Source organism: Bacillus cereus group sp. BfR-BA-01381 (assembly GCF_022663555.1).
Lineage (GTDB): Bacteria > Bacillota > Bacilli > Bacillales > Bacillaceae_G > Bacillus_A > Bacillus_A pacificus.
In genome coordinates, this window is sequence record NZ_JAKUFR010000020.1 from 44,274 (window position 1) to 66,594 (window position 22,321).

The window sequence follows — 22,321 nt, forward strand, 5'->3', positions numbered from 1 at the left end:
ATTTCTTAATAATTGCGCATACTACAAGTATCCTTGTATGAATTATCTTTAAGGAGGAAAGTTTTGTGAAAGATAACTTCTATAAAGTCCTCTCTATGTGGATTTTACAAATTTTATTTTATTTTACAACTGTACATGTAACGCAATATGAGCATGCTCTCATTTTTACAATTATATATGTAATTGTTAATGTACTATTTCTATTTTTGCCTGATAAAACTGCATTTGTTTTCTTCATATTAGGAACCATTATTTCGGTATTCTACCTATTCTACCAAGCATGGCTTTACTTATGGAGTACATCAGAACAATGGGAATACATTATTACTCACTTCCTAATGGTAGCAAATTTCTTCATTGTATATATCTCCACTCATCTATTAAAGAAGGTTATTCATGAAAATAAAGAATTAACCGAACGTGTGAGAACGTTAGAACAATACATTGGAGAATCGAAATTATTAACAAGACAAGAATTCGAGAGACGCCAAGCATTATTAATCAATGCAATGAATCGTCGTAATGAAACAGGCGTTATGATTTATTTTGACTTCACTTCCTTTAGTAAATATACAAAGGAAAGTGTTATGGACCGTGTAGCTTCCTTATTAGTTGAAACGGTAAGAGCTGACTTTGACCTTGTTGCTGAGTATGATAACAGCACATTAGTCACTTTATTACAAAATACAAATGAAGCTGGTGCCGATATTGTAATGAACCGTCTACAGCCTAAAATGGAAAAATGGCTTGCAGATGAGGCCATTCAAGACATTAAGATTAAACGAGAACAAATCGCTACAAAAGGACAGAATTTATTATGATGACACTCGTTATACTTCTTTTATTCCTTCTATTTTGCGTACTCGTTTTTTGGATCAGCATCACATTTTCAATTAAGTATGTACTTATTTTTACAGCCTTTCTATTCTCTGGCTTACTCGTTTACTATTCTTTCTTAACACTCGCAGGTTTAGTTCACCGAAGTAGGAAACAAAAAGATCGTACGCTAGAACATTACCCAAGCGTCGATATTTTAATACCAGCTCACAATGAAGGCGTCGTGATTAAGGATACTTTAGAGGCGATGGCTAAGATTGAATATCCAGGCAAACTAACTGTTTATTTATTAAACGATAACTCGCAAGATGAGACACCTGAAATTGGTGACGATTTTGACAAAGCTTATGCTCATATTCGTCACATTCGCGTTCCACCTGGTGAACCAAAAGGAAAATCACGTGTATTAAACTATGGCCTTAGTATCTCAGATGGTGAATACTTCTGTGTTTATGATGCAGATAACCAGCCTGAACCACATGCACTGCGAATGCTTGTAGAACACGCTGAAACAACCGAGGATGCTGTTGGAGCTGTTGGGCATGTTCGTACTGTAAATGAAAAAAGAAACTGGCTAACACGAATGATTTCGTTAGAATTTCAAATCTTCCAGCTCCTTATGCAATCCGGACGCTGGTTACTATTCCAAACAGGTTCACTAACAGGAACAAACATGCTTCTTCGTCGCGCTGCATTAGAAGAGCTTGGCGGCTATGACCCTTATGCAATTGCTGAAGACGCTGAATTAACATTACGAATTACACAAAAAGGCTATCTCCTGCCAATCGTTCCAGAGTCAATTACATGGGAACAAGAACCTGAGCATTTAAAAATCCTTATTAAGCAGCGTACACGTTGGCTTCAAGGGAACTTGTACATTTTAGAAAAAATGTTTTCTTCATTAAGTTTCTTTAAAGGAAAACTGCTCGTCCATTCTTTACAACAAGTTTTAGTGTATGTTGTATTTTGGTTATTCTTAATCATTTCGAACGTTTGGTTTGTAATTGGGTTACTCGGGATATTCCAAATTCAATATAGCATTCCACTACTATTTATGTGGTATGTCGCATATGTTACATATGTTTCTCAATTATTTAGTGCCCAGAGTGTGGAACGAACCTTTACACCAACTAATATTTTTATTAGTGTTATCATGTACTTTACGTACGCACAGCTCTTTACGTACTTATTCATTCGTAGCTTAATTTTATACTTACGTGCAAAGAGCAAGAAACAAGTCATTGGCTGGGATAAAACTGTTCGATTCAAAAAAGACAAATAAAAATAAGCACAGAGCGCCGTATGCTCTGTGCTTATTTATTGCCGTATAAATTATATATCAGACAATACCCCTTAGCTGAAAGTAATTTCACGTCCATCCCCCAACGAACGATCGACCTTCATTTATATACGAAAAAGTGATTGCTATTTTTGTAGAACCAATTGCTTCTCTTGCTGCTCTTTGCGCGTTTCAGTCTTAGGTTCCGTGCTTTCTTGGACACTACGATGTGCCACACGTTTCAAACAAATATGCTTCCACTTTCTTTCGTAACGTTTCATTATTCTAGATGTCCCCCTTGAATGCGCTTTAAAACTATTTGAAATCGCTTACAGGAAATAATATAGCACATATATATAAACGTGACAACACATTTCCGACAATTTTTTGTCAAAAATATGAATAGAATCCGCAAGATATCGAACATTGTCGAAATGTATCGATTTTTATCGGTATAAAAGGCATACTACTAATATAGTAAAGTATTTTATTTCCCTTACTTGCAGTTAAAGTTCCTTCTATATAAAGTGAAACTTTAATCAGTGGGGGTTTCTTCATCCCCCACCTAACTTCTTTGCTTTCACTGAATTTTGAGGTGAGGTCTTACTGCCCATTAAAGCGGGATAAAAAAAAGAGCTGATACATAATCAACTCTTTTTCCTTCTATTATTTATGACGCTTCATACGACCTTCTTTTTGTAACTCTTTAAATAATGCTGCCATCATAAAGAAAATAACGAAGACGAATGGGAATGCTGCAATGATAGCTGCCGTTTGTAAGGCTTCTAATCCACCTACATATAATAAGATAGAAGCTAGAGCAGCTAAAACGATACCCCAGATCATTTTAATACGATTTGGTGGATTTAAACTACCATGTGTCGTTAACATCCCTAAAACGAATGTCGCTGAATCTGCAGATGTAATAAAGAATGTAGAAATAAGAAGAATAGCTAGAACAGATAACGCTGATCCAAAGCTTCCCATCTGATCAAACATAGCGAATAATCCTACTTCTGTTCCCATCTCTTTAATTTTTTCAAAGATATGTGCATCACCAAACAGTTCCATATGAATACCAGTCCCGCCGAAAACTGAGAACCAAAGAGCACCAATTATTGTCGGTACGAGTAACACACCGATAACAAATTCACGAATGGTACGCCCTCGTGAAACACGAGCAATAAATGTACCTACGAATGGTGACCATGCAATCCACCATGCCCAATAGAAAATTGTCCATGATTGAATCCATTGGTTTCCGCCTTCATCTAATGGACTTAATCGGAAACTCATACTTGGCAATTCCTGAATATAAGAACCGATTGTCGAAGTGAAGTAATTCATAATAAAGTTTGTTGGACCTGCAAACAATACAATAATCATAAGTGCAAACGCAAAAATAATGTTTGTATTACTTAAATATTTAATTCCTTTATCAAGACCTGTTTGCGCAGATAACATAAATAATACTGTTACGATTGCAATAATAACTAACTGAGTCGTTAATGAGTTCGGGATAGAAGTTAAATAACTAACACCACCGGCAATTTGTTTTGCGCCAAGACCTAATGATGTTGCCACGCCAAACACAGTGGCGAAAACAGCTAACACATCAAATAAATGAGCAATGCGCCCATGGTCACCGCCCTTAAATAACGGTCCTACTGTCGCACTAATTGTACTTGCTTTTCCTTTTCTAAAAGTAAAGTAAGCAATACAAAGCGCTACAAATGCATATAGTCCCCACGGATGTAATCCCCAATGGAAAAATGAAAAACGCAGTGCAAGACGCGCACTTTCCTCAGTTGCACCTTCTCCAAACGGAGGCGCGTATAAATGGTTTAATGGTTCGGCAACGCCCCAGAACACTAAGCCGATACCCATACCCGCACTAAATAACATGGCAAACCATGTCATATAACTATAATCAGGTTCGTCATCATCTTTCCCTAAACGAATAGAACCGTATTTTGAAACAATTAAAAAGATAGACACACCTAAAATAATAGAAACAGAAATAATATAAAACCATCCAAACTTACTAACTAATGCAGTTTGAATTGCGGTTGTTACATTTCCTAAGCTACCTTTTCCAATAATAGATTCGGGAATAATCCCCCAAATTGTAAATGCAATACATAATGTTAATGAAACGATGAATGTTTTTGTCAGTTTCCTCATCAAATCCCCCTTCGTAGGTTTTACTTTTATAAATAACATTAATTCCGATATGTAAAATCGGATAGAAAACTATAATTTTGCGGTGATTTTCTTACTTTCACCTTCACCAACTAGAATTCTTATGGACAGCCTTACCTTCCGTATAACCTTTTCACTCTGCAAGAGCTATAAGATCGAAATACTGCTGTCAAATTGTGCGAGAAAAATGCGGATGGGAATGTATTTTCCCAAAAAAGGATGTGTTACAGATGTAAAAAAGGGCATTTTCCTTCCTTGCAACCCTTTCTTTTTGTAACAATTATGCGGTTTTTTTGCTAGTATATAGCACGTGTTTATAGTTTCACAAACGAAATGTTTATGTTTATATAACTATATTACCCATAAAACGGTAAAATACTCAAGGAATGTAATTGTTTAGTAAACATCATGTAACACTACTGTAATATTTTTATTTACGCCGAAAACAATATGTTGTATTAAATATTTTGAATATAAGTAGAAACCTAATAAACATATAGAATGAAAAACGCTTTCCTATATTTTTTGTTATATTACAGGATGTTAACGACTTATTACGAATGGTTTGTAATTGTGTGTTTTCCCCAAATCCGAAAAAATCTGTTGCTATAATGAGGACACGAAAACAAACGCAATGGAGGCTATCATGAAAAAATTAATTGGTATAGCAACAGCAGCAGTTTTTGGTCTTGGGATTTTCACATCATCTGCTAATGCAGAAACTGTTGTAACAACAGACGTACTAAATGTACGCGAAAACCCTACTACGGAATCAAAAGTTGTCGGTAAATTACTAAACGGTAATAAAATAGATGTTCAAAATACAGAGAACGGATGGTCAAAAATCACTTTAGATGGTAAAGACGCATTCGTAAGTGCAGAGTTCACTAAAAGCATCTACTACGTAACAGCTAACGTATTAAACGTACGTGCTGAAGCGAACACAAACTCAGAAATTCTTGGGACGCTTAAGAAAGATGATATGATCGAAACAACGAACCAAGTACAAAATGAGTGGTTACAATTCGAATATAACGGAAAAACAGCTTATGTTCACGTTCCTTTCTTAACAGGTACAGCACCTGTTATTGAGAAACAAGAACAACCTGCTCCTGCTAAAGCGCAAGCACCAGCTCAAGCACCTGCAGCACAAGCAAAAACAGCTGCTAAGCCTGCTGTAAAGGCTGCTGAAACTAACACACCTTCTGGTGGTCGTGAGTTAACAGTTGTAGCTACAGCATATACAGCTCATCCGAGCGAAAACGGTGGCACATATGGCGGCCGTGTATTAACTGCAATGGGTCATGACTTAACAGCGAACCCAAACATGAAAATGATCGCTGTTGACCCGAAAGTAATCCCATTAGGATCTAAAGTATGGGTAGAAGGTTACGGAGAAGCTATCGCTGGAGATACTGGCGGTGCAATTAAAGGTAACCGTATCGACATCCTACTTGGATCAGATAGCGCTGCTCAAAAATGGGGACGCAAAACTGTTAAAGTGAAAATTTTAAAATAACCAATGACTGCTGAAGCCAGTTCTCTTTGTTGAGAGCTGGCTTTTATTTTTTTATCCCACTTTAATGGGCAGTAAGACCCCACCTCAAAATTCAGCGAAAGCAAAGAAGTTAGGTGGAGATCAACTGCCCATAAAAGTCCGATTGGTGAGGGCTGATAATCAGTGTGGGATAAAGAAAACCCCCACTGATTAAAGTTTCACTTTATAATAGCCATAAGGAGGTTATGTCCATGAATGTACAAGCAAAAGTAGACTGGATCGGTACACCAAAACCATATATATATAAGGATGAAGTAACATACGACGCTACTTCCATTGATTTCTCACTCGCTGACGACGACAATCGATATAAATTAATTGTGCTCAAGTCTGAAGATAATACACATTACAAATTTGTCCAATATGGAATCAAACCTGGCTCACAAAAGCCATTCCCTATCGATATTCCATTCGAACAAAACATGTTACCAATTATAGAGCAAATATTACATGATCCATATGTACAAGCGATATTAAAGGAAACGCGCTTCTAATCGAAAAAAGACTATCTCAATCATGAGATAGTCTTTTGCATTAATGAGTTGGACCAGATACTTCCTCTGATTTCAACGTATTATTCGCTCCAAGAGAATGGTACAATATCTTTCCATTTCCATTCACAGTAACGATATGATCATTATTAAAGCTTTTGAACTTCACAGAGCCATCACCGTAACGAATATGATACTCTTCATATGTCGTTACTTTATATTTCGTAGCACTTTGACGCTCTACATTACGAATTTCCATTGTTAATAAATCTTCTGTAATTCCTTTTTTGTGTAAATACTGTATATAATCACGGTCTTCCTTATACGATTTCCCGCTCTTATCATAATTATTTTCAATTAAGCTAAAATCATTTAATGAAATCGCACGCACATTATCATAAATATGATTTCGTACAAAGTCACCAACAGCCGAACTTGATGTTTCTTTCGGGAATTTTAAGTAATACGTGCTTTGGTCTCCAATTTTAACACTTTCAGATTTCATCACACCAAAATCAGTAGTTTTCTCTAAATGTACTTCTACTGTTTCATCTGTGGATACAGGACCAAGCTTATAACTTCCATAGCTTAATTTTCCACGTTTTTTTCCATTCACAAATACAGTTGCATCATTTTCATCAGAAGAAATGGTTACATAATTTCCTTCTAATGATAATGTAACATCCACTTTCGCCTCTTTTTCATCTGCCAAGTCCACTTCTTTTTCTGTTTCTAACTCAGTTAGTTCCGTCTTCGCTTTTGCCTTTACAACGTAAGACCCAGGGAAATATGGACCAACTTCTTTTGAAGCTTTATCACTTGATAGGTCTATCTCTTTCTTATCATTCACATATATTTCAGCACTTTTCGCAGTTGTGCTTACATTCATGTAATAAGATTTCATGTTAAATTTATATTTTGGATATAAGAACCATTCTTTCCCGTCTTCTATAATTTGACCATCTTTAAATGATGCTTTATCGCTTGCTAGTTCTTGATCCACTGTCTCTCTTTGTAAATAAGATAGCAGTTCTTTATTATAAGAAGGATTTTCTTTTAAATAACGGATATATCCTTTAATATCGTCAACTTTCACTTTCAAACTCGGATCATCTACTTTTACAAACTCATCAATTGCATTCGCATCTTTCTTTTGGAATGCTTCAATCATAGCATTGACCTGCTTTTCTTTTGAAAACTTGCTTGCTCCAAATTTATACGCACCAAACAATATAGCAAAGATAACAACAAAGCCTATAAGTAACATTATATTTTTCTTACTTTTCACTGGCTTTATTTCTCGTTGTACTTCTGAACGAGAAGAAGCTGCCTGATCAGCAATTACATCTACCTTACTTCCACACTCGGAACAAAAGTTCAAATGATCTGCAACTTGTTTATTACATTTCCCACAAAACTTCAAATGGCTCTCCCCCTTATTTTTTCCCTAACTTCATACCGGCGAATGCTAATGCGTAAGAAAGAAGAAAACTACCTACTATTAAATACAGTGTGCTACTTTGAATAGAAAACAACGGACCGGAAATCCCAGCAAATTCTTTCATCACTTCTTTACTCCCTGAGGCCTCAACATGAATTTTGGCCAATCCATTTACACAAAGCATCATCACAGTATACACCACACTAAACACAGCGATAGTTACGTACATATTTTTCATCGGATATTGAGCCAATTTCATCCCAGCTCTAAATAGTAAAATGCATGGTAATACAATTAATAATCCCCACCAATGCATATAGGAATTGAAATCCTCAATTTCTTTTACTCGTTTAAAATTAGCCCCATTAGCTACTTCCAGATCTTTTAATGACGTACCATTTATTGATATTCCTGATGTATAAGATAAATGCAATGGCCCTTTTTCCATTGCGTATCTTCTCATTTCTCTATCCATATCTCCCCACTCAATTGCTGTTGGAGCAAAGTGAGCCATATTCCACATGTATGGTGTTGCTTCTAATGAAATGAATGTTTTATATGTTTTCTCTGGAAAATCAATTGGTCCCACTGACTTTGAACTGCTAAATAAAATTGTAATAAGTATAATACCAAATGTAATAAGCAATCCTTTTAATACAGTTACCACACTATAATAAATAGATGTTGCATATGGAATACTTCGACTTATAGAAGATAATAGACGGTGTGGCCCGGCTTGAATACACATACCAATAAAGGTAAATAATAAACCAAATATAATGCCATACAATAAACTACTAACATGTGAATAACCAATACTGATTGTCATCGTTTTATAGAATTGAGAAATTGTCGTAGAAGAACTTGCGATAAAGCTGACAATACACAAGAAAATTCCATATACGATACCGATAACACTCGATGTTAGTAACTTCTCACGCCAAATAGCAGAAGGGTTGCTTTTCTCTACAAAGAATCCAATTCCACCTAATATAAGTGCCGGAATTGCTAACAAGATGAACAATGGGAAATGAAGGATAAATGAAATCGCATATTCCCCGCTCCCACTAACTTCAAGGCCTATTAAATGATACATTAAAATTAATGGTGCTATGCCAACGAAAGATTGATTAACAGTATCCATATTCAGCATACCGTTCATCTTTGTAAGCATCGTTCTCACTAGGTCATTAATCGCCGCATCGACAATTAGGCTACCAATCCAACCGGCTACAAACATACATGCAATTGCAAGCCCACCACCAAGTAAACCTTTTTTCAAAGTGCTTCCAGATGGACTTACATGCAATTGTAAACCTTCGTCTGGTAATCTTGTTTTCATTTCTTTTTTTATAATACCTAATAAGGAATCCCCGCATTTCTCACAATATGTGGCAGTCCCTTTACTTTCCACTCCACAAGTTCGGCAATACTTTGAGTCTTTCGGTGCTAACGTAACTTCACTTTCTACACTGCCTGTACTTGATCCATCATGTGTACAATAATTCGCTACATCCGATTGTTCTAAACCACAAGTTTTACAATACATGTTCCTCACTCCTTACTTTGCTTCATACCACAAACTGGACAGAATGTAGCTTCTGTTGCAATTTGTTCACCACATGAAGTACATGATTCACTTTCATCATTTTTTGATTGAAGGAGTAACTCATTCTCTTTCCCACACTGTCCACAAAACTTATCATTTACTGATAAGGGACCGCCACAGCTACACTGCCCTTTCTGTCCTTGATTCTGTAAATTAGCTATTTGCTTACGCGTGTTATAAATAGCTATATCCAGCTCTTGTACTGGTTCTATAATATTTTTTAACACATCTACTCGAACTTCATCATTGCGGAGTTGCATATAGGCCATTTGACCAAGTTCCAGCAAAATTTCCGTTTTCGCCTGTAGTTTCTCTTGCGTAATTTTCTTTAATTGCGCAACCTCTTGAGCTACTTGTAATTTCATCTTCCCTTGCTCGATTCCCTCTTGCAATTTGTTCATACCGCTACCAAACTTCGATTGTAAATCTGACAAAACCTAATCCCTCCATAAATATATAGTAATATACGAAATTAACATTTTATATATTACCATGATTTTCAAGTAATGTAATCTAAATTTCATTTTTTCTGTTTTGAGCATTTTTTGTTTATAATGGTAAAGGAAAGAAATATGTGTACGGAGGAATATTATGCTGCAACACTCAATTACGAAAGATGAAATTATGATGATTGCGAATGAGTTCGTTCAAGGACTAGATCCACAGCAAACAGCTGATCAGGAACATGTCGCTACAGCTCGGCACCTATATCGTAGTGGTGTTGTCTACAACGTTGACTTTGATGGCTATACGCTATCAGGAACTGTAGATGCTGAAGGCAGCGTATATAGCGTCCATATCCCGATTCGTAACGTAGCTGAAAGCTATTGCGATTGCTTCGCACCAACGCAATGTGAGCATATGCTCGCTGTGTTACTATCTGCAGCGTCTAGTTTCGGGCAAGTAGGAGATGTATTAAATTTATTTAAAAATAATACGAAACCTTCTCTTCCTCCTATTCGAACTGCAAGACAAGTATTGCAATCATCAGCTTTTGAAGACACGGATTATAAAAGTTGGCAATCATATTTTGATAACGAATATGAATCATTTAAAAAAGAACAAGCTCGGCTTACTTATAAACAAATGTATTTTCTTATGAGTATTTTTACGGACTTCTATACGAAACTTGAGCGGAAGGCTCCGCGTATCGTTGTGATACATGAATTGTTCAGGTTACATGCAGCGCTTTATTGCTTTCAAAAATTATTAGAAGAAATTCAGGACTTTGAAGCAAATAAAACGTATTCTTATCACCAGCCTGTTAATGTCGTTCGCCTATTTGTAGATAAAGTGGAATCTATCGTTCGGGACTTACAATCAGAATCGATTCCTTCAGAGTCTAAATCAATTCTGCAAGAAACAGCTCGTCTCGTTCACGAAGTATTCTTCTCCACCGATGCCTATACGCAAGAGAGGTTCTTTATTTATCGTCACATATGGAGTGAACTGTTACACAATAACGAGCAACTACAAGAAGAAGAAAAACGAATTGGTACGAAAATGAATCCACTTTCTAAAGCATTAGCATCTTCTCATCTACTCTTTTTAAATGACGAAGATCGATTAGCGATGGACTTACTAAAAAAACAGCCTGCTTCTGTTGTAAGTCTCTACTTCTATTGGTTAGAAGAGTTATTAAATGCAATGAAATGGGATCGTGCGAAAAACTGGCTTTCCTTTACGTATAAACAAGTGAAGAAAACGATACATGAGCACGAAAATACAATTTTCATAAAAGATATCGTTCGCTTATTCGTCATCATGTATGAAACGTATGCAACCCATACAAATGAACAAGCTGGATTCGAAATGATTTTGCAAGAGCTATTACCATATAGTTTCGCAAACTATGAGCAATACGTACTGGCGAAAAAACAGTATCGAACATGGGCAGAACTTCAGCTCTTACATGGATTTGAAGCGATTGAAATTTTGAAAGAGCCGCTGAAAGATATTGAAAAGGAAGCACCAGAAGCAGCACTTCCTCTTTATCACCTTGCTGCTACCGAAGCTATTGAAGAGCGAAATCGCAAATCATATAGACGTGCAGTTCGTTACTTAAAGAAATTACGTACATTATATAAACGATTAAAGCGTACCGATGAATGGGATGCTTTCATTATTCACACCGCAAACTTACATTCACGTCTGCGTGCACTACAAGAGGAATTACGGAAAGGAAAATTAATCGATGATCAATCAAACTGAAGTAACAATTAGGCTCCAGCACGTTAGTCACGGTTGGTTCCTTTGGGGAGAAGATGATAGCGGTACTCCATTATCCGTAACAAGTTGGAAACGAAATGCATTTACATGGCACTCCACTTCCTTCTACGGCACGTTTCTAAAAGAAGCAACCTTTGAAGGAAGACAAGGTGTGATGCTAACAAACGCACAAGCATTTGAATACATCGCGAATAAACCGATGAACTCCTTTGCTCGTATTCAAATGAACGGCCCTATTACAGCACTTACGGAAGATGCGAACGAATTGTGGGATGCCTTCACAAGCGGTAGCTTCGTACCTGATATGGAGCGTTGGCCCAAACAACCATCTTGGAAAGTTCAAAATACTCCAATCGAAGATGAAACATTGGCATCTCTTTTCTCGGCTGCAGTAAATGAAAGCATATTACAAGATAACCGTTCAAATGACGGATGGGAAGATGCAAAGAGACTTTATGAACATTACGACTTTACGAAAAGACAATTAGACGCAGCACTACATGAAGAAGATTGGCTTCGAAAAATTGGTTACATTGAAGATGACCTTCCCTTTACAATCGGACTACGACTACAAGAGCCGCAAGAAGAATTTGAAATGTGGAAGCTTGAAACAATTGTTACACCAAAGCGCGGGGCACATCGCATATATGTATATGAGAGTATCGATTCTTTACCAAAACGATGGCACGATTATGAAGAACGTATTCTGGAAACACAAGAAAGCTTCAGTAAGCTCGTACCATGGCTAAAAGATGGTGATACATTCCGAAGTGAACTCTTTGAAACAGAAGCGTGGAACTTCTTAACAGAAGCAAGTAACGAATTACTCGCCGCACGTATTACAATCTTATTACCATCGTGGTGGCAAAATTTAAAAGCGACAAAACCAAAATTACGTGTGCAGCTGAAGCAAAATGCTACGCAAACGCAATCTTTCTTCGGCATGAATACACTCGTTAATTTTGACTGGCGCATTTCAACGAACGGCATTGATTTATCAGAAAGCGAATTTTTTGAACTCGTTGAACAAAACAAGCGGTTATTCAATATAAATGGTCAATGGATGCGACTAGATCCAGCCTTTATTGAAGAAGTACGAAAGCTTATGAATCGTGCTGATAAGTATGGACTTGAAATGAAAGATGTCCTTCAGCAACATTTATCAAACACTGCTGAAACAGAAATTGTAGAAGAAGATAGTCCGTTTACCGATATTGAAATTGAACTAGATGGATATTATGAAGACTTATTCCAAAAACTATTGCACATTGGAGATATTCCAAAAGTAGATGTCCCTTCATCACTAAACGCCACACTCCGTCCGTATCAACAACATGGCATTGAGTGGTTATTATATTTAAGAAAACTTGGATTCGGCGCATTGTTAGCTGACGACATGGGACTTGGAAAGAGTATTCAAACGATTACTTACTTACTATATATAAAAGAAAACAATCTCCAAACAGGTCCTGCTTTAATCGTGGCTCCGACATCTGTTCTTGGAAATTGGCAAAAAGAATTTGAGCGTTTCGCACCGAATTTACGTGTTCAGTTACATTATGGAAGTAACCGAGCTAAAGGGGAATCCTTTAAAGATTTCCTTCAATCAGCAGATGTTGTATTAACATCTTATGCATTAGCTCAGCTTGATGAGGAAGAACTTAGTACGTTATGCTGGGATGCTGTTATTTTGGATGAAGCACAAAATATTAAAAACCCACATACGAAACAGTCTAAAGCAGTGCGAAACTTACAAGCAAATCACAAAATCGCATTAACTGGGACACCGATGGAAAACCGCCTTGCCGAGCTTTGGTCTATTTTCGACTTCATTAATCATGGATATCTTGGCAGCTTAGGACAATTCCAGCGCCGCTTCGTCTCACCAATTGAAAAGGACCGTGACGAAGGAAAAATCCAACAAGTTCAACGATTTATCTCGCCGTTTTTACTGCGTCGTACGAAGAAAGATCAAACAGTCGCATTAAACTTACCAGATAAACAAGAACAGAAAGCTTACTGTCCACTAACTGGTGAACAAGCTTCCTTATATGAACAACTTGTTCAAGATACATTGCAAAATGTAGAAGGATTAAGCGGAATTGAACGACGCGGATTTATATTACTCATGCTGAACAAACTTAAACAAATTTGTAATCATCCCGCTCTTTATTTAAAAGAAACGGAACCGAAAGACATCATCGAGCGTTCCATGAAAACGAGCACGCTCATGGAACTCATTGAAAATATAAAAGATCAAAATGAAAGTTGTTTAATCTTCACGCAATACATCGGTATGGGGAACATGCTAAAAGATGTGTTAGAAGAACACTTCGGTCAGCGTGTCCTCTTCTTAAACGGTAGTGTACCAAAGAAAGAACGTGACAAAATGATCGAACAGTTCCAAAACGGAACGTATGACATCTTCATCTTATCGTTAAAAGCAGGTGGTACAGGGTTAAACTTAACAGCTGCCAACCATGTCATTCACTACGATCGCTGGTGGAATCCAGCGGTAGAAAACCAAGCAACAGACCGTGCATATCGCATTGGTCAAAAGCGTTTCGTTCACGTTCATAAACTGATTACAACGGGGACACTTGAAGAAAAAATCGATGAAATGTTAGAAAGAAAACAATCATTAAACAACGCCGTCATTACAAGCGATAGTTGGATGACAGAACTATCTACAGATGAACTAAAAGAATTACTTGGTGTATAAAGTGAAACTTTAATCAGTGGGGGTTTTCTTCATCCCCCACTGATTATTAGTTGAACCAATCGGACTTTTATGGGCAGTTGATCCCCCACCTAACTTCTTTGTTCTCGCTGAATTTTGAGGTGGGGGTCTTACTGCCCATTAAAGCGGGATAAACAAAAGGAGCTAATCTTTTCGAGATTAGCTCCTTTTTCTATTCCAAAACCAATTACTTATTATAATACCTGTTAATCCGCCGCACGTATCCAGTAATGAATCTTGCCACATCGGTGTACGATCGCCCGTAAACCATTGATGAATTTCATCAAATGTTGCATATCCCGCAACGAAAAGGAGAGCGTATATAAAACACCTTTTTCTCGAATAACCTGATCGATGAAAAGCGTAATACGTCAATGAACCGAGCATAAAGAACACCATAAAATGAGCACCTTTACGAAGGAAAAACTCAATAAATCCGCCTACACCTTTATTTGCAATACTAACAGGTGTACCACCGCCGTAATCGATAGATACCCATGAAAAATGCTCTTTCACAAACTCCACATTTACATATTGTTCAATATCCGAACGCATATCCTGCTTTTTATATGGTTGTGCCGAGGAATAGAAAATCAGCCCCATCCATAGTAAAACAGGAATCCAAAATAACCATTTACGATTCATTCTTCCGAAACCCCTCTCTTATTCTTTTAAGAGTACCAAAAAAAAGAATAAATTTCACGCCAAAACATGACATTTGCATCCTATTTATATAGTGAAAGGGGGTGATAAACATGGCAGTCGAAACAATCGTAATGGATTTAACTTTACGTCTCGTCTTAAACAATGGATTAGATAAGAATGGAAAAACAGTTTTTAAGAACAAACAATTTAAGCGCGTAAAAACAAACGCAAACTTAGAGCAAGTACAAAACGTAGCACGTGCTCTTGCTTCTTTACAAGCATCACCACTTCACGCTGTACAACTTGTTAGCACATCAGATCTTTCTAACCTTTAAGGTGGAAATGTAATCAGTGGGGATGCCCCTACTGATTACAAGATAAATAAAAAGGAGGAAACAACGTATGCAAGTACTAGAATTAATTTTCGCGAAAGAAGATGGAAAAACAGTTGTCTTTTCTATCGAGAAGCCAATCACACCTATTGATGCACAAGTCGTAAATCAAGTAATGGATACGATCCTTACCTCATCTGTATTTTCATCAATTAATGAAAATACCCGAAAAAAAGGAGCTCGTCTCGTAGAAAGAAATGTATCTGAAGTTCCTATTACCTTATAGACAAAAAGACGAATCTGCATCATTTTGCAGATTCGTCTTTTTTCTTCGGCATTTCAATTGGAATAAAGATTTTTGAAAAACCGACGCATACATATTTATAGTGTTCTCCGCCGATATCAAATTCCGTCTTATATGTTGAGAAGAATATATAATCATCTCGCTTCGTATAATGATCGATTAACAATCCAACTTGCGGCTCAACATATTTTTTCGCCAACTTCTTACCAGCCGATGCTAAATCACCAAGGAGCCCCTCTTCATTTTCCTTTTGAACTTCGTCTAGCTTCTTACTTACATCATTACGTTTCATAAACTGCTTCGCTGCCCAATCCGTATATTCACCTTTACTCGGATTACTATTTGCTAAATATACTAGAAGAACAACAACTAGAGCCATAATAATATACCTTTTCTTCATACTATCTCACCGCCTACTCTTTTCTATTTTCATATATATGTACAAGCGATGCAAATTAGAAAGACTATCATCTATTGATTGTAAACGAATAGCTAAAATTTACAATATGAAATAAAAGATTAACAATTAATTTACTTAATTCGTATATAATTATATTGAGAATTATTATCATTTATAAAGGGGGAATTAAATTTATGAATGACGAAAATGATATTATTATTTCTAATTCTACAATGATGTTAGAACCATACAAGCACCCTTACTATCAGACAAAGATTATCGAAAGTAGCGGGAACCATCTTTACTCCTGTCAAACTGCTCTCCAACTCATCAAGCAATCTTGTCTAACCAATGTTCACTCTACTTATCAAGGTAGACGGAAAGCAGTTCAAACAAACTTTCATTTCAAACAAAATGTCCCGATTCCAATTAATCATCGAGAATATATTTGTGCTTTCCCAACAGAGTCTCCTTCTTCTCCAAACTGTATATGGCTGTTTTATAACCATATAGATGATATAGAGTTTTTCAAAAAAAGTAAAAAAGCTACCATTCATTTTTCAAATGGTACAACTACAACGATACATATCAGTCCCCATAAGTTAAAACAACAATTATTAAAAGCCGGATATGTATTATCACGTATGAACATGCAAGATTCACTACAATTTAAAAGCCTCTTACTACATTTACTACCTTAACAGAATAAGTAGAATGGAAAGCAATATCACTTGCCTTCCATTCTTATGATAATGTTTATCCTCTTAAGCTATTTCGCATTTTCTCAAGTGCTCGCCGGTACACCCACCTTACTTGATAATAGGTCATCTCTGTCTCTAAAGCGATTTCCCCCATCGTCTTTCCTACAAAAAAACGTTCAAAAATAATATACTTCTCCTCCTTATCTAATACACTCATAAAATCCTTCGCTCTCATTTCAATATCTTCAAAATGAAAGATATCCTCATACTCTCCTACACATACACACTTTTCTTGCACTGCAAACTCTTTTTTCAATCTTTCTAATATATAACCACGCACCGTTACAACTGCATATGCTGGGAAACTTCCTTTCTCCGGATCAAACTTTTCATACGCATGCCAAAGACCAATTAACCCACATTGATAATACTCTTCATAATCTTGATAGATCCCTAACTTCTTTATTTGATTTACAATCAATCCTTCATACAACAAAACTGCCTCTTTAAAAGTCGCTGGCTTCACACAGTACCCACTTCTAAAAGGTATACCTCTTTGTTATTCCGCCGGTACCTCCACAATATAAAAATAAAGAGGGGAATTCACTGTGAGTAATTTTAAATACAACCGCCGAAATTTGAAATTACACTAGGTTGTATTTGAAATTTCAACGGCGGTATTTGAAGTGTGGGTAAAAATAAAAAAGGTGACTCTTGGAAGAGCCACCTTTTCAAAATAATATGTTATGCGCCAAAACCAGAAAACATACCGCCTAACATACTAAACCCAACTGTAAAGATAAAGAATATACAAATTAAAATTGTTGCCTGCTTTTTACTTAAACCAGCAACGATATGCAAGCCTAGGCCAGTTAAAATTAAGCTCCAAATGTTGAAAACTTCAAATGCAGAACCAATGCCATATGCAATTGTTCCTTGCTCAAATAAAGGTCCTAAACTTGTATATTTATCAATGCCGTTTCCACCAAGTATATAACCTAAAACTACATTAATAAGACTACCAAGATAAAAAACAACATTAGCATAAATATAAATAGATAATATCTTCATATATGGAGTATCATTGCTCATAAACATCATAATCACTTTATAAAATCCTGCTACTACGAAAAGACCAATAGCTGTTCCAATTAGCCCCCCAAAAGCTCCAATACCAAGTGTAGTTCCTTTCATTATCCCTGTCGTATCTTCTTTAAGTAGCTTTGCCATATCCGGGTTATTAATTAACCCTAAGTAAGCTGCTACTGTTGCAAAGATAGTCCCCATTACAAGAAATAAGAAAAAACCTCCCCAAACTGGACTTTTCGTCTTCATTCTCTCAAACTGCTCACCTGGAGAAGTAATCATCCCAAATAATGACGGCTTCTTTCCACCTGCATCTTGCGTATTAATATTTGCTTCCATTATAACGCCCCCTTCTATGTATATAACCCGTTCTAACGGGCGGTTCACTTCCTCACATAGAGGCTACGAACCGCCCACTAGAACGGTAATGTGTAGTTCTACTACACTAGTAATTACTCATAACGAAGTGCTTCAATTGGATCTAATTTCGCAGCTTTATTCGCTGGAATTAATCCGAAAATAATGCCGAGTGTCATCGAGAATAATACGCCGCCAACGACAACTTCCCATGAAACAAGAGGTGGCCATTTTGCGAATGTGGAAACGATATATGCTCCGCCATATCCAAGACCAATTCCGATTAAGCCGCCTAGAAGTGTTAACATAACTGCTTCAATTAAAAACTGTAATAAAATTTTACTACGCGTTGCCCCAAGTGCTTTACGTATTCCAATTTCGCGCGTACGCTCCGTTACAGATACTAGCATAATGTTCATAACACCGATACCGCCAACGACTAATGAAATACCTGCAATACCGCCGATGATCATCGTCATAATACCAGTTACTTTAGAAACATTTTCTTGGAATTCTTTTAAATTCACCAGTTCATATTTACCTGGAATTTCACTTGGCTTACGACTATTTAATACATCCACAGCTTGTTTTCCAGCTGCTTCTAAATCGTCTACATTTTTAGCTTGAATTGCGATATTTTGAATATCATCTGTTCCGAATAAAACAGGCCATAATGTAAGAGGGATTAACGCTTCTTCCATTTCAAATCCCATAAACTCATTATCAGATGTATACACACCGACAATTTGCATCGGTTGTCCTTTCATCTCAATAATTTGCCCTACTGGGTTTACGTCCTTAAATAACGTTTCTTCTGTTTTTGTACTAATCATCATAACGTTATTTGCATGAGTAATATCTGATTCACTTAAAGTACGTCCCTTTACGACCTTTACTTTATTAACGGCAAAATATTCATTATCCAGACCAATAACATTCAGATTTGCCTTTTTATCATTTACATCAAGTATCTCCATTCCCTGATTTGTTGTAATAACGTGGGATACATCCTTCACTTGTTTTACTTCCATAATATCTTCTTCCGTTAACTTCGGTATTTCATGCCCGCCCATATTAAATTCATCATTAATATCTGCTTTAAATTGAATTGGCATAAGATTATTACCGCCAGAACCTGCGAATTTCGACTTCAGCATCGCTTCTCCGCCTTGCCCAATTGCAACGACAGTAATAATCGAACCAACGCCGATAATAATACCTAGCATCGTAAGAGCTGAACGCAGTTTATGAGCTAAAATAGAAGAGAGGGCAATTTTTATACTATCTAGTAAACTCATACCGCACACCTTCTATCTTCTGTAATTTTCCCGTCTCGCAGTACAATGCGGCGGGAAGAATACGCTGCTACTTCCTCTTCATGCGTAACCATAACAATTGTCGTACCTTCTGCATTAAGCTTTGTGAAAATATCCATAACTTGCTCACCAGACTTCGTATCAAGCGCACCAGTCGGCTCATCGGCCATAATGAACGTTGGATTATTCGCGATCGCTCTTGCAATTGCGACACGCTGCTTCTGTCCACCTGACAATTCGTTCGGTAAATGATGCACGCGGTCTGCTAATCCGACTTTACCAAGCGCCTCTAAAGCACGCTTCCGACGTTCTGCTTTCTTTATGCCACCATATACGAGCGGAAGCTCAACATTTTCGACTGCTGAAAGACGCGGAAGCAGATTAAAGTGCTGAAACACAAAACCGATATATTCATTACGAATTAAAGCAAGCTTTGACTCGTCTGCTGTTAAGATATTCACATCATTCAACATATATTCGCCTTCTGTTGGACGATCTAAACAGCCGATAATATTCATCAGCGTTGACTTACCAGAACCAGACGGTCCCATAATCGAAACGAACTCCCCGCCTTGAATTGTTAAACTAATACCATGCAAAATCGGCACTGCCAATTTTCCTTGATAATACGTTTTAGCAATATTATTTAACGTAATCATTTCTCTTTCACTTCCATTCCGTCATACACATCGTCGGAAGGATTTTTAACCACCTTTTGCCCCACTGTTACGCCTTCAGTAACCTCTGTCCAGTCTCCATCAGTAGAACCTTTTTTCACATTTTGTTTGCGAAGCTTTCCTTTATCCTCAACATAAACAAATGCATCACCGTCTTTTTCTACAATGCTCTTAGTCGGAACAGCAACCATCTTCTTATTCTCTAAATTTACTTGCAATGAAACGTGATAACCTGGAGATAAACCATCTTGACTATCAAGACTTGCTTTATATGTATATTGAGACATATTTTGAGTCGCTTCACCCATACCGCCAGCTTGCGCCATCTCTGCACTCGTTGGGAATTCACTTACTTCTGTAATCTTACCTGTCCACTTCTTCTTATTATTTGCTTTCGCAGTAACAGTAAATGTTTGATCCTTTTGAATTTGTGACTTTTGAAGCTCAGTTAACGTTCCTTGAATTTGGAATGGATCTTTAGAAGCCACTTGTAAAAAGGCTTTCCCTTGACCACCTAACGCTTGAGATGAGCTTTGCGCCGCATCTTTATCTAACTTTTGAACAACACCAGCAAAATTACTATAAATCGTAAGCTCTTTCTGCTTTTTACTTAACTCTTCTTTCTGCAACTTCCCTTTTTCTTTCTCAAGATCAGTTGTCTTTTGTGCTATCTCTAACTCACTTACTTGCTCTTCCATCGGATCTGTTACTTCTTTCCCAGCTCCGCTATCTTTCGCTTTCTTAATTTCTTTCTTCAGCGAATCAATTTTCTTCTTCCCTTGATCATAACGCATATCTGCCATCTTCTGATCAAGCTCAGCTTGCTTCATTTGAAGATTAATCTCTTCATTATCATAAGAGAATAACTTCGCACCCTTCTCTACCTCTTGTCCTTCTTTTACCTCAATATCTTTCACTTTTCCTTTAGTCGGATCCGCATAAAAACTTTCAATATTCCCAGGTTTCACTTGACCTGAAATTAACTTCGTATTATTCAGCTTACGCTCCGTTACCTTCTCGAAACTTACAGCATCAGCCGTTGTTGCTGCGCCCTTCTTCTTCCCTTGCATTACAAAAATATTAACTGCTGCTACAATAACAATTAGTGCAATAACCCCGATAATAATCCATTTCTTCTTCTTGTTTGGAGTACGAACCGTATTTGGTACCATATTCTCTCTCCTTTTTATAACTTAATAGTTTAATATAAAATTGTATAAAACTTTCTGAAAATGAATTACATATTATTACATTCTTTTTACAAAGTTTTACACATCCATTTATATTGTAACAAAAATTCCAATGATTAGAAATATGACATTATGTCTTTTAAGATAGATTTAAGGAAAGATTATAGTAATATAAGAAAAGCTATCCAAAATGATAAGAGGGCACTGCAAAACTTACGTTTTTCATCCCGCAAGATATATGTGTAACTAAAAAAGGCGACTTTCCGTTCAGACTTGAATGGAAAGTCGCCTTTTTCTTATCATTTTTCACTCTTTTTCTTTCATTTTTATATATTATTCAGTATAACCGATTGTAACACTCTCTAGGTCACTAATCATCTGTTTTTTCTGTTTTTCTGTAATACCACCATTGGTAGTCCAATCTCTTGTATAAGTTGGTCTAACATTTATATTTCCTTTATGTTTTTCTAGGTAGGCAGATGTAGAACTAACCATCGTTGCTGGATTTCCAACTGCAACTGTATTATCAGGTATATCTTTTGAAACCACGCTCCCTGCACCTATAATTACATTTTCACCTATAGTTACCCCAGGAAGAATTATAGTGCCTGCACCAATAAATGTATTCTCTCCAATTGTAACTCTTCCAATTTTCGCATATCCAATATGTCTAATTGTACTAGCATCATGAGCTAATATATGGACCCTTGGTGCTAAAGTACAATTATCTCCTATGGATATTAACCAACAATGCCCATAATCAAAAGAAACGTCTTTTTGTATACTAACATTTTTACCTAGAACAAGCCCATGTTTTACTAATTCTTCCACAGTCTTTTCACCAGTAATTTTTGCTTTTATTTTTCTAAAAATCCTTTTTATCATTGACTCATTCTTTCCTCTCTCAAATTCTTACATAACATAATA

21 protein-coding genes are annotated in these 22,321 nt (G+C 36.6%); 9 read left to right on the top strand and 12 right to left on the bottom strand.

Going from position 1 to position 22,321, the window contains the following annotated elements:
• Positions 1 to 65 precede the first annotated feature (65 nt).
• Together MR079_RS09565 and MR079_RS09570 are read left to right on the top strand one after the other, a co-directional pair.
• Complete coding sequence (locus MR079_RS09565) at positions 66 to 821, top strand: dGTP triphosphohydrolase (protein WP_242293936.1); 756 nt, start codon at positions 66 to 68, stop codon at positions 819 to 821.
• Positions 818 to 2,119, top strand: a complete 1,302-nt coding sequence (locus MR079_RS09570; protein WP_000988770.1) for a glycosyltransferase family 2 protein — start codon at positions 818 to 820, stop codon at positions 2,117 to 2,119. The genes MR079_RS09565 and MR079_RS09570 overlap by 4 nt, the downstream gene beginning before the upstream one ends.
• 663 nt (positions 2,120 to 2,782) lie before the next feature.
• On the opposite strand, the gene opuD is transcribed toward MR079_RS09570, so the two are convergent.
• Positions 2,783 to 4,300, bottom strand: a complete 1,518-nt coding sequence (opuD, locus tag MR079_RS09575; protein WP_001229108.1) for a glycine betaine transporter OpuD — start codon at positions 4,298 to 4,300, stop codon at positions 2,783 to 2,785.
• A 664-nt stretch (positions 4,301 to 4,964) separates the two neighbouring features.
• Here opuD and MR079_RS09580 point away from each other — a divergent pair.
• Positions 4,965 to 5,837, top strand: coding sequence for a cell wall-binding protein EntA (locus tag MR079_RS09580; RefSeq protein WP_242293937.1), 873 nt, complete (start codon positions 4,965 to 4,967; stop codon positions 5,835 to 5,837).
• 230 nt (positions 5,838 to 6,067) lie between these two features.
• Entirely contained in the window at positions 6,068 to 6,370 is a 303-nt protein-coding gene (locus MR079_RS09585) for a DUF3910 family protein (protein WP_016718955.1), read from the top strand.
• 40 nt (positions 6,371 to 6,410) lie between these two features.
• Here MR079_RS09585 and MR079_RS09590 read toward each other — a convergent pair whose 3' ends face one another.
• The 3 genes from MR079_RS09590 to MR079_RS09600 are packed head-to-tail and all read right to left on the bottom strand — an operon-like array spanning position 6,411 to position 9,851.
• Positions 6,411 to 7,790, bottom strand: a complete 1,380-nt coding sequence (locus tag MR079_RS09590; protein WP_139868412.1) for a zinc ribbon domain-containing protein — start codon at positions 7,788 to 7,790, stop codon at positions 6,411 to 6,413.
• A gap of 13 nt (positions 7,791 to 7,803) precedes the next feature.
• On the bottom strand, positions 7,804 to 9,357 hold the full coding sequence (locus MR079_RS09595; protein ID WP_139868414.1) for a hypothetical protein: 1,554 nt from the start codon (positions 9,355 to 9,357) through the stop codon (positions 7,804 to 7,806).
• Between the two features lie 5 nt (positions 9,358 to 9,362).
• Entirely contained in the window at positions 9,363 to 9,851 is a 489-nt protein-coding gene (locus tag MR079_RS09600) for a zinc ribbon domain-containing protein (RefSeq protein ID WP_139868416.1), read from the bottom strand.
• A 157-nt stretch (positions 9,852 to 10,008) separates the two neighbouring features.
• Between MR079_RS09600 and MR079_RS09605 the strand changes: the two genes are divergently transcribed.
• Together MR079_RS09605 and MR079_RS09610 are read left to right on the top strand one after the other, a co-directional pair.
• Complete coding sequence (locus tag MR079_RS09605) at positions 10,009 to 11,628, top strand: SWIM zinc finger family protein (RefSeq protein ID WP_139868418.1); 1,620 nt, start codon at positions 10,009 to 10,011, stop codon at positions 11,626 to 11,628.
• Complete coding sequence (locus tag MR079_RS09610; RefSeq protein WP_139868420.1) at positions 11,612 to 14,368, top strand: DEAD/DEAH box helicase; 2,757 nt, start codon at positions 11,612 to 11,614, stop codon at positions 14,366 to 14,368. The genes MR079_RS09605 and MR079_RS09610 overlap by 17 nt, the downstream gene beginning before the upstream one ends.
• Positions 14,369 to 14,545: 177 nt before the next feature.
• On the opposite strand, the gene MR079_RS09615 is transcribed toward MR079_RS09610, so the two are convergent.
• Entirely contained in the window at positions 14,546 to 15,031 is a 486-nt protein-coding gene (locus MR079_RS09615; RefSeq protein WP_001080717.1) for a VanZ family protein, read from the bottom strand.
• Positions 15,032 to 15,141: 110 nt separating this feature from the next.
• On the opposite strand from MR079_RS09615, the gene MR079_RS09620 reads away from it, so the two are divergent.
• Together MR079_RS09620 and MR079_RS09625 are read left to right on the top strand one after the other, a co-directional pair.
• A complete protein-coding gene (locus tag MR079_RS09620; protein ID WP_014893407.1) occupies positions 15,142 to 15,366 on the top strand; it encodes a DUF1659 domain-containing protein in 225 nt (74 codons plus the stop codon).
• 67 nt (positions 15,367 to 15,433) lie between these two features.
• Positions 15,434 to 15,649 carry a DUF2922 domain-containing protein gene (locus tag MR079_RS09625; protein ID WP_139868422.1) on the top strand — a complete coding sequence of 72 codons (216 nt, stop codon included), beginning with the start codon at positions 15,434 to 15,436 and terminating at the stop codon, positions 15,647 to 15,649.
• Positions 15,650 to 15,668: 19 nt separating this feature from the next.
• Here MR079_RS09625 and MR079_RS09630 read toward each other — a convergent pair whose 3' ends face one another.
• The gene (locus tag MR079_RS09630; protein ID WP_000747726.1) at positions 15,669 to 16,067 is read right to left on the bottom strand and encodes a DUF4359 domain-containing protein; all 399 of its coding nucleotides are present in this window, start codon (positions 16,065 to 16,067) and stop codon (positions 15,669 to 15,671) included.
• A 194-nt stretch (positions 16,068 to 16,261) separates the two neighbouring features.
• On the opposite strand from MR079_RS09630, the gene MR079_RS09635 reads away from it, so the two are divergent.
• Positions 16,262 to 16,768 (top strand): competence protein ComK, encoded by a 507-nt coding sequence (locus tag MR079_RS09635; RefSeq protein WP_074567492.1) that lies wholly within the window; start codon positions 16,262 to 16,264, stop codon positions 16,766 to 16,768.
• A 55-nt stretch (positions 16,769 to 16,823) separates the two neighbouring features.
• Here the strand turns inward: MR079_RS09635 and MR079_RS09640 are convergent, their stop codons facing one another.
• From MR079_RS09640 to MR079_RS09665, 6 genes are all read right to left on the bottom strand, one after another.
• A complete protein-coding gene (locus MR079_RS09640; RefSeq protein WP_242293938.1) occupies positions 16,824 to 17,294 on the bottom strand; it encodes a sigma-70 family RNA polymerase sigma factor in 471 nt (156 codons plus the stop codon).
• 218 nt (positions 17,295 to 17,512) lie between these two features.
• Entirely contained in the window at positions 17,513 to 18,193 is a 681-nt protein-coding gene (gene yknW, locus MR079_RS09645; RefSeq protein ID WP_242293939.1) for a YknW family membrane protein, read from the bottom strand.
• A 113-nt stretch (positions 18,194 to 18,306) separates the two neighbouring features.
• Positions 18,307 to 19,509 carry an ABC transporter permease gene (locus MR079_RS09650; RefSeq protein WP_073540468.1) on the bottom strand — a complete coding sequence of 401 codons (1,203 nt, stop codon included), beginning with the start codon at positions 19,507 to 19,509 and terminating at the stop codon, positions 18,307 to 18,309.
• Positions 19,506 to 20,186, bottom strand: coding sequence for an ABC transporter ATP-binding protein (locus tag MR079_RS09655; protein ID WP_000631615.1), 681 nt, complete (start codon positions 20,184 to 20,186; stop codon positions 19,506 to 19,508). The genes MR079_RS09650 and MR079_RS09655 overlap by 4 nt, the downstream gene beginning before the upstream one ends.
• The gene (locus tag MR079_RS09660) at positions 20,183 to 21,376 is read right to left on the bottom strand and encodes an efflux RND transporter periplasmic adaptor subunit (protein WP_139868428.1); all 1,194 of its coding nucleotides are present in this window, start codon (positions 21,374 to 21,376) and stop codon (positions 20,183 to 20,185) included. The genes MR079_RS09655 and MR079_RS09660 overlap by 4 nt, the downstream gene beginning before the upstream one ends.
• A gap of 351 nt (positions 21,377 to 21,727) precedes the next feature.
• Positions 21,728 to 22,279: a DapH/DapD/GlmU-related protein gene (locus MR079_RS09665; protein ID WP_139868430.1), complete on the bottom strand. Its 552-nt coding sequence runs from the start codon at positions 22,277 to 22,279 to the stop codon at positions 21,728 to 21,730.
• Between the last annotated feature and the right edge of the window lie 42 nt (positions 22,280 to 22,321).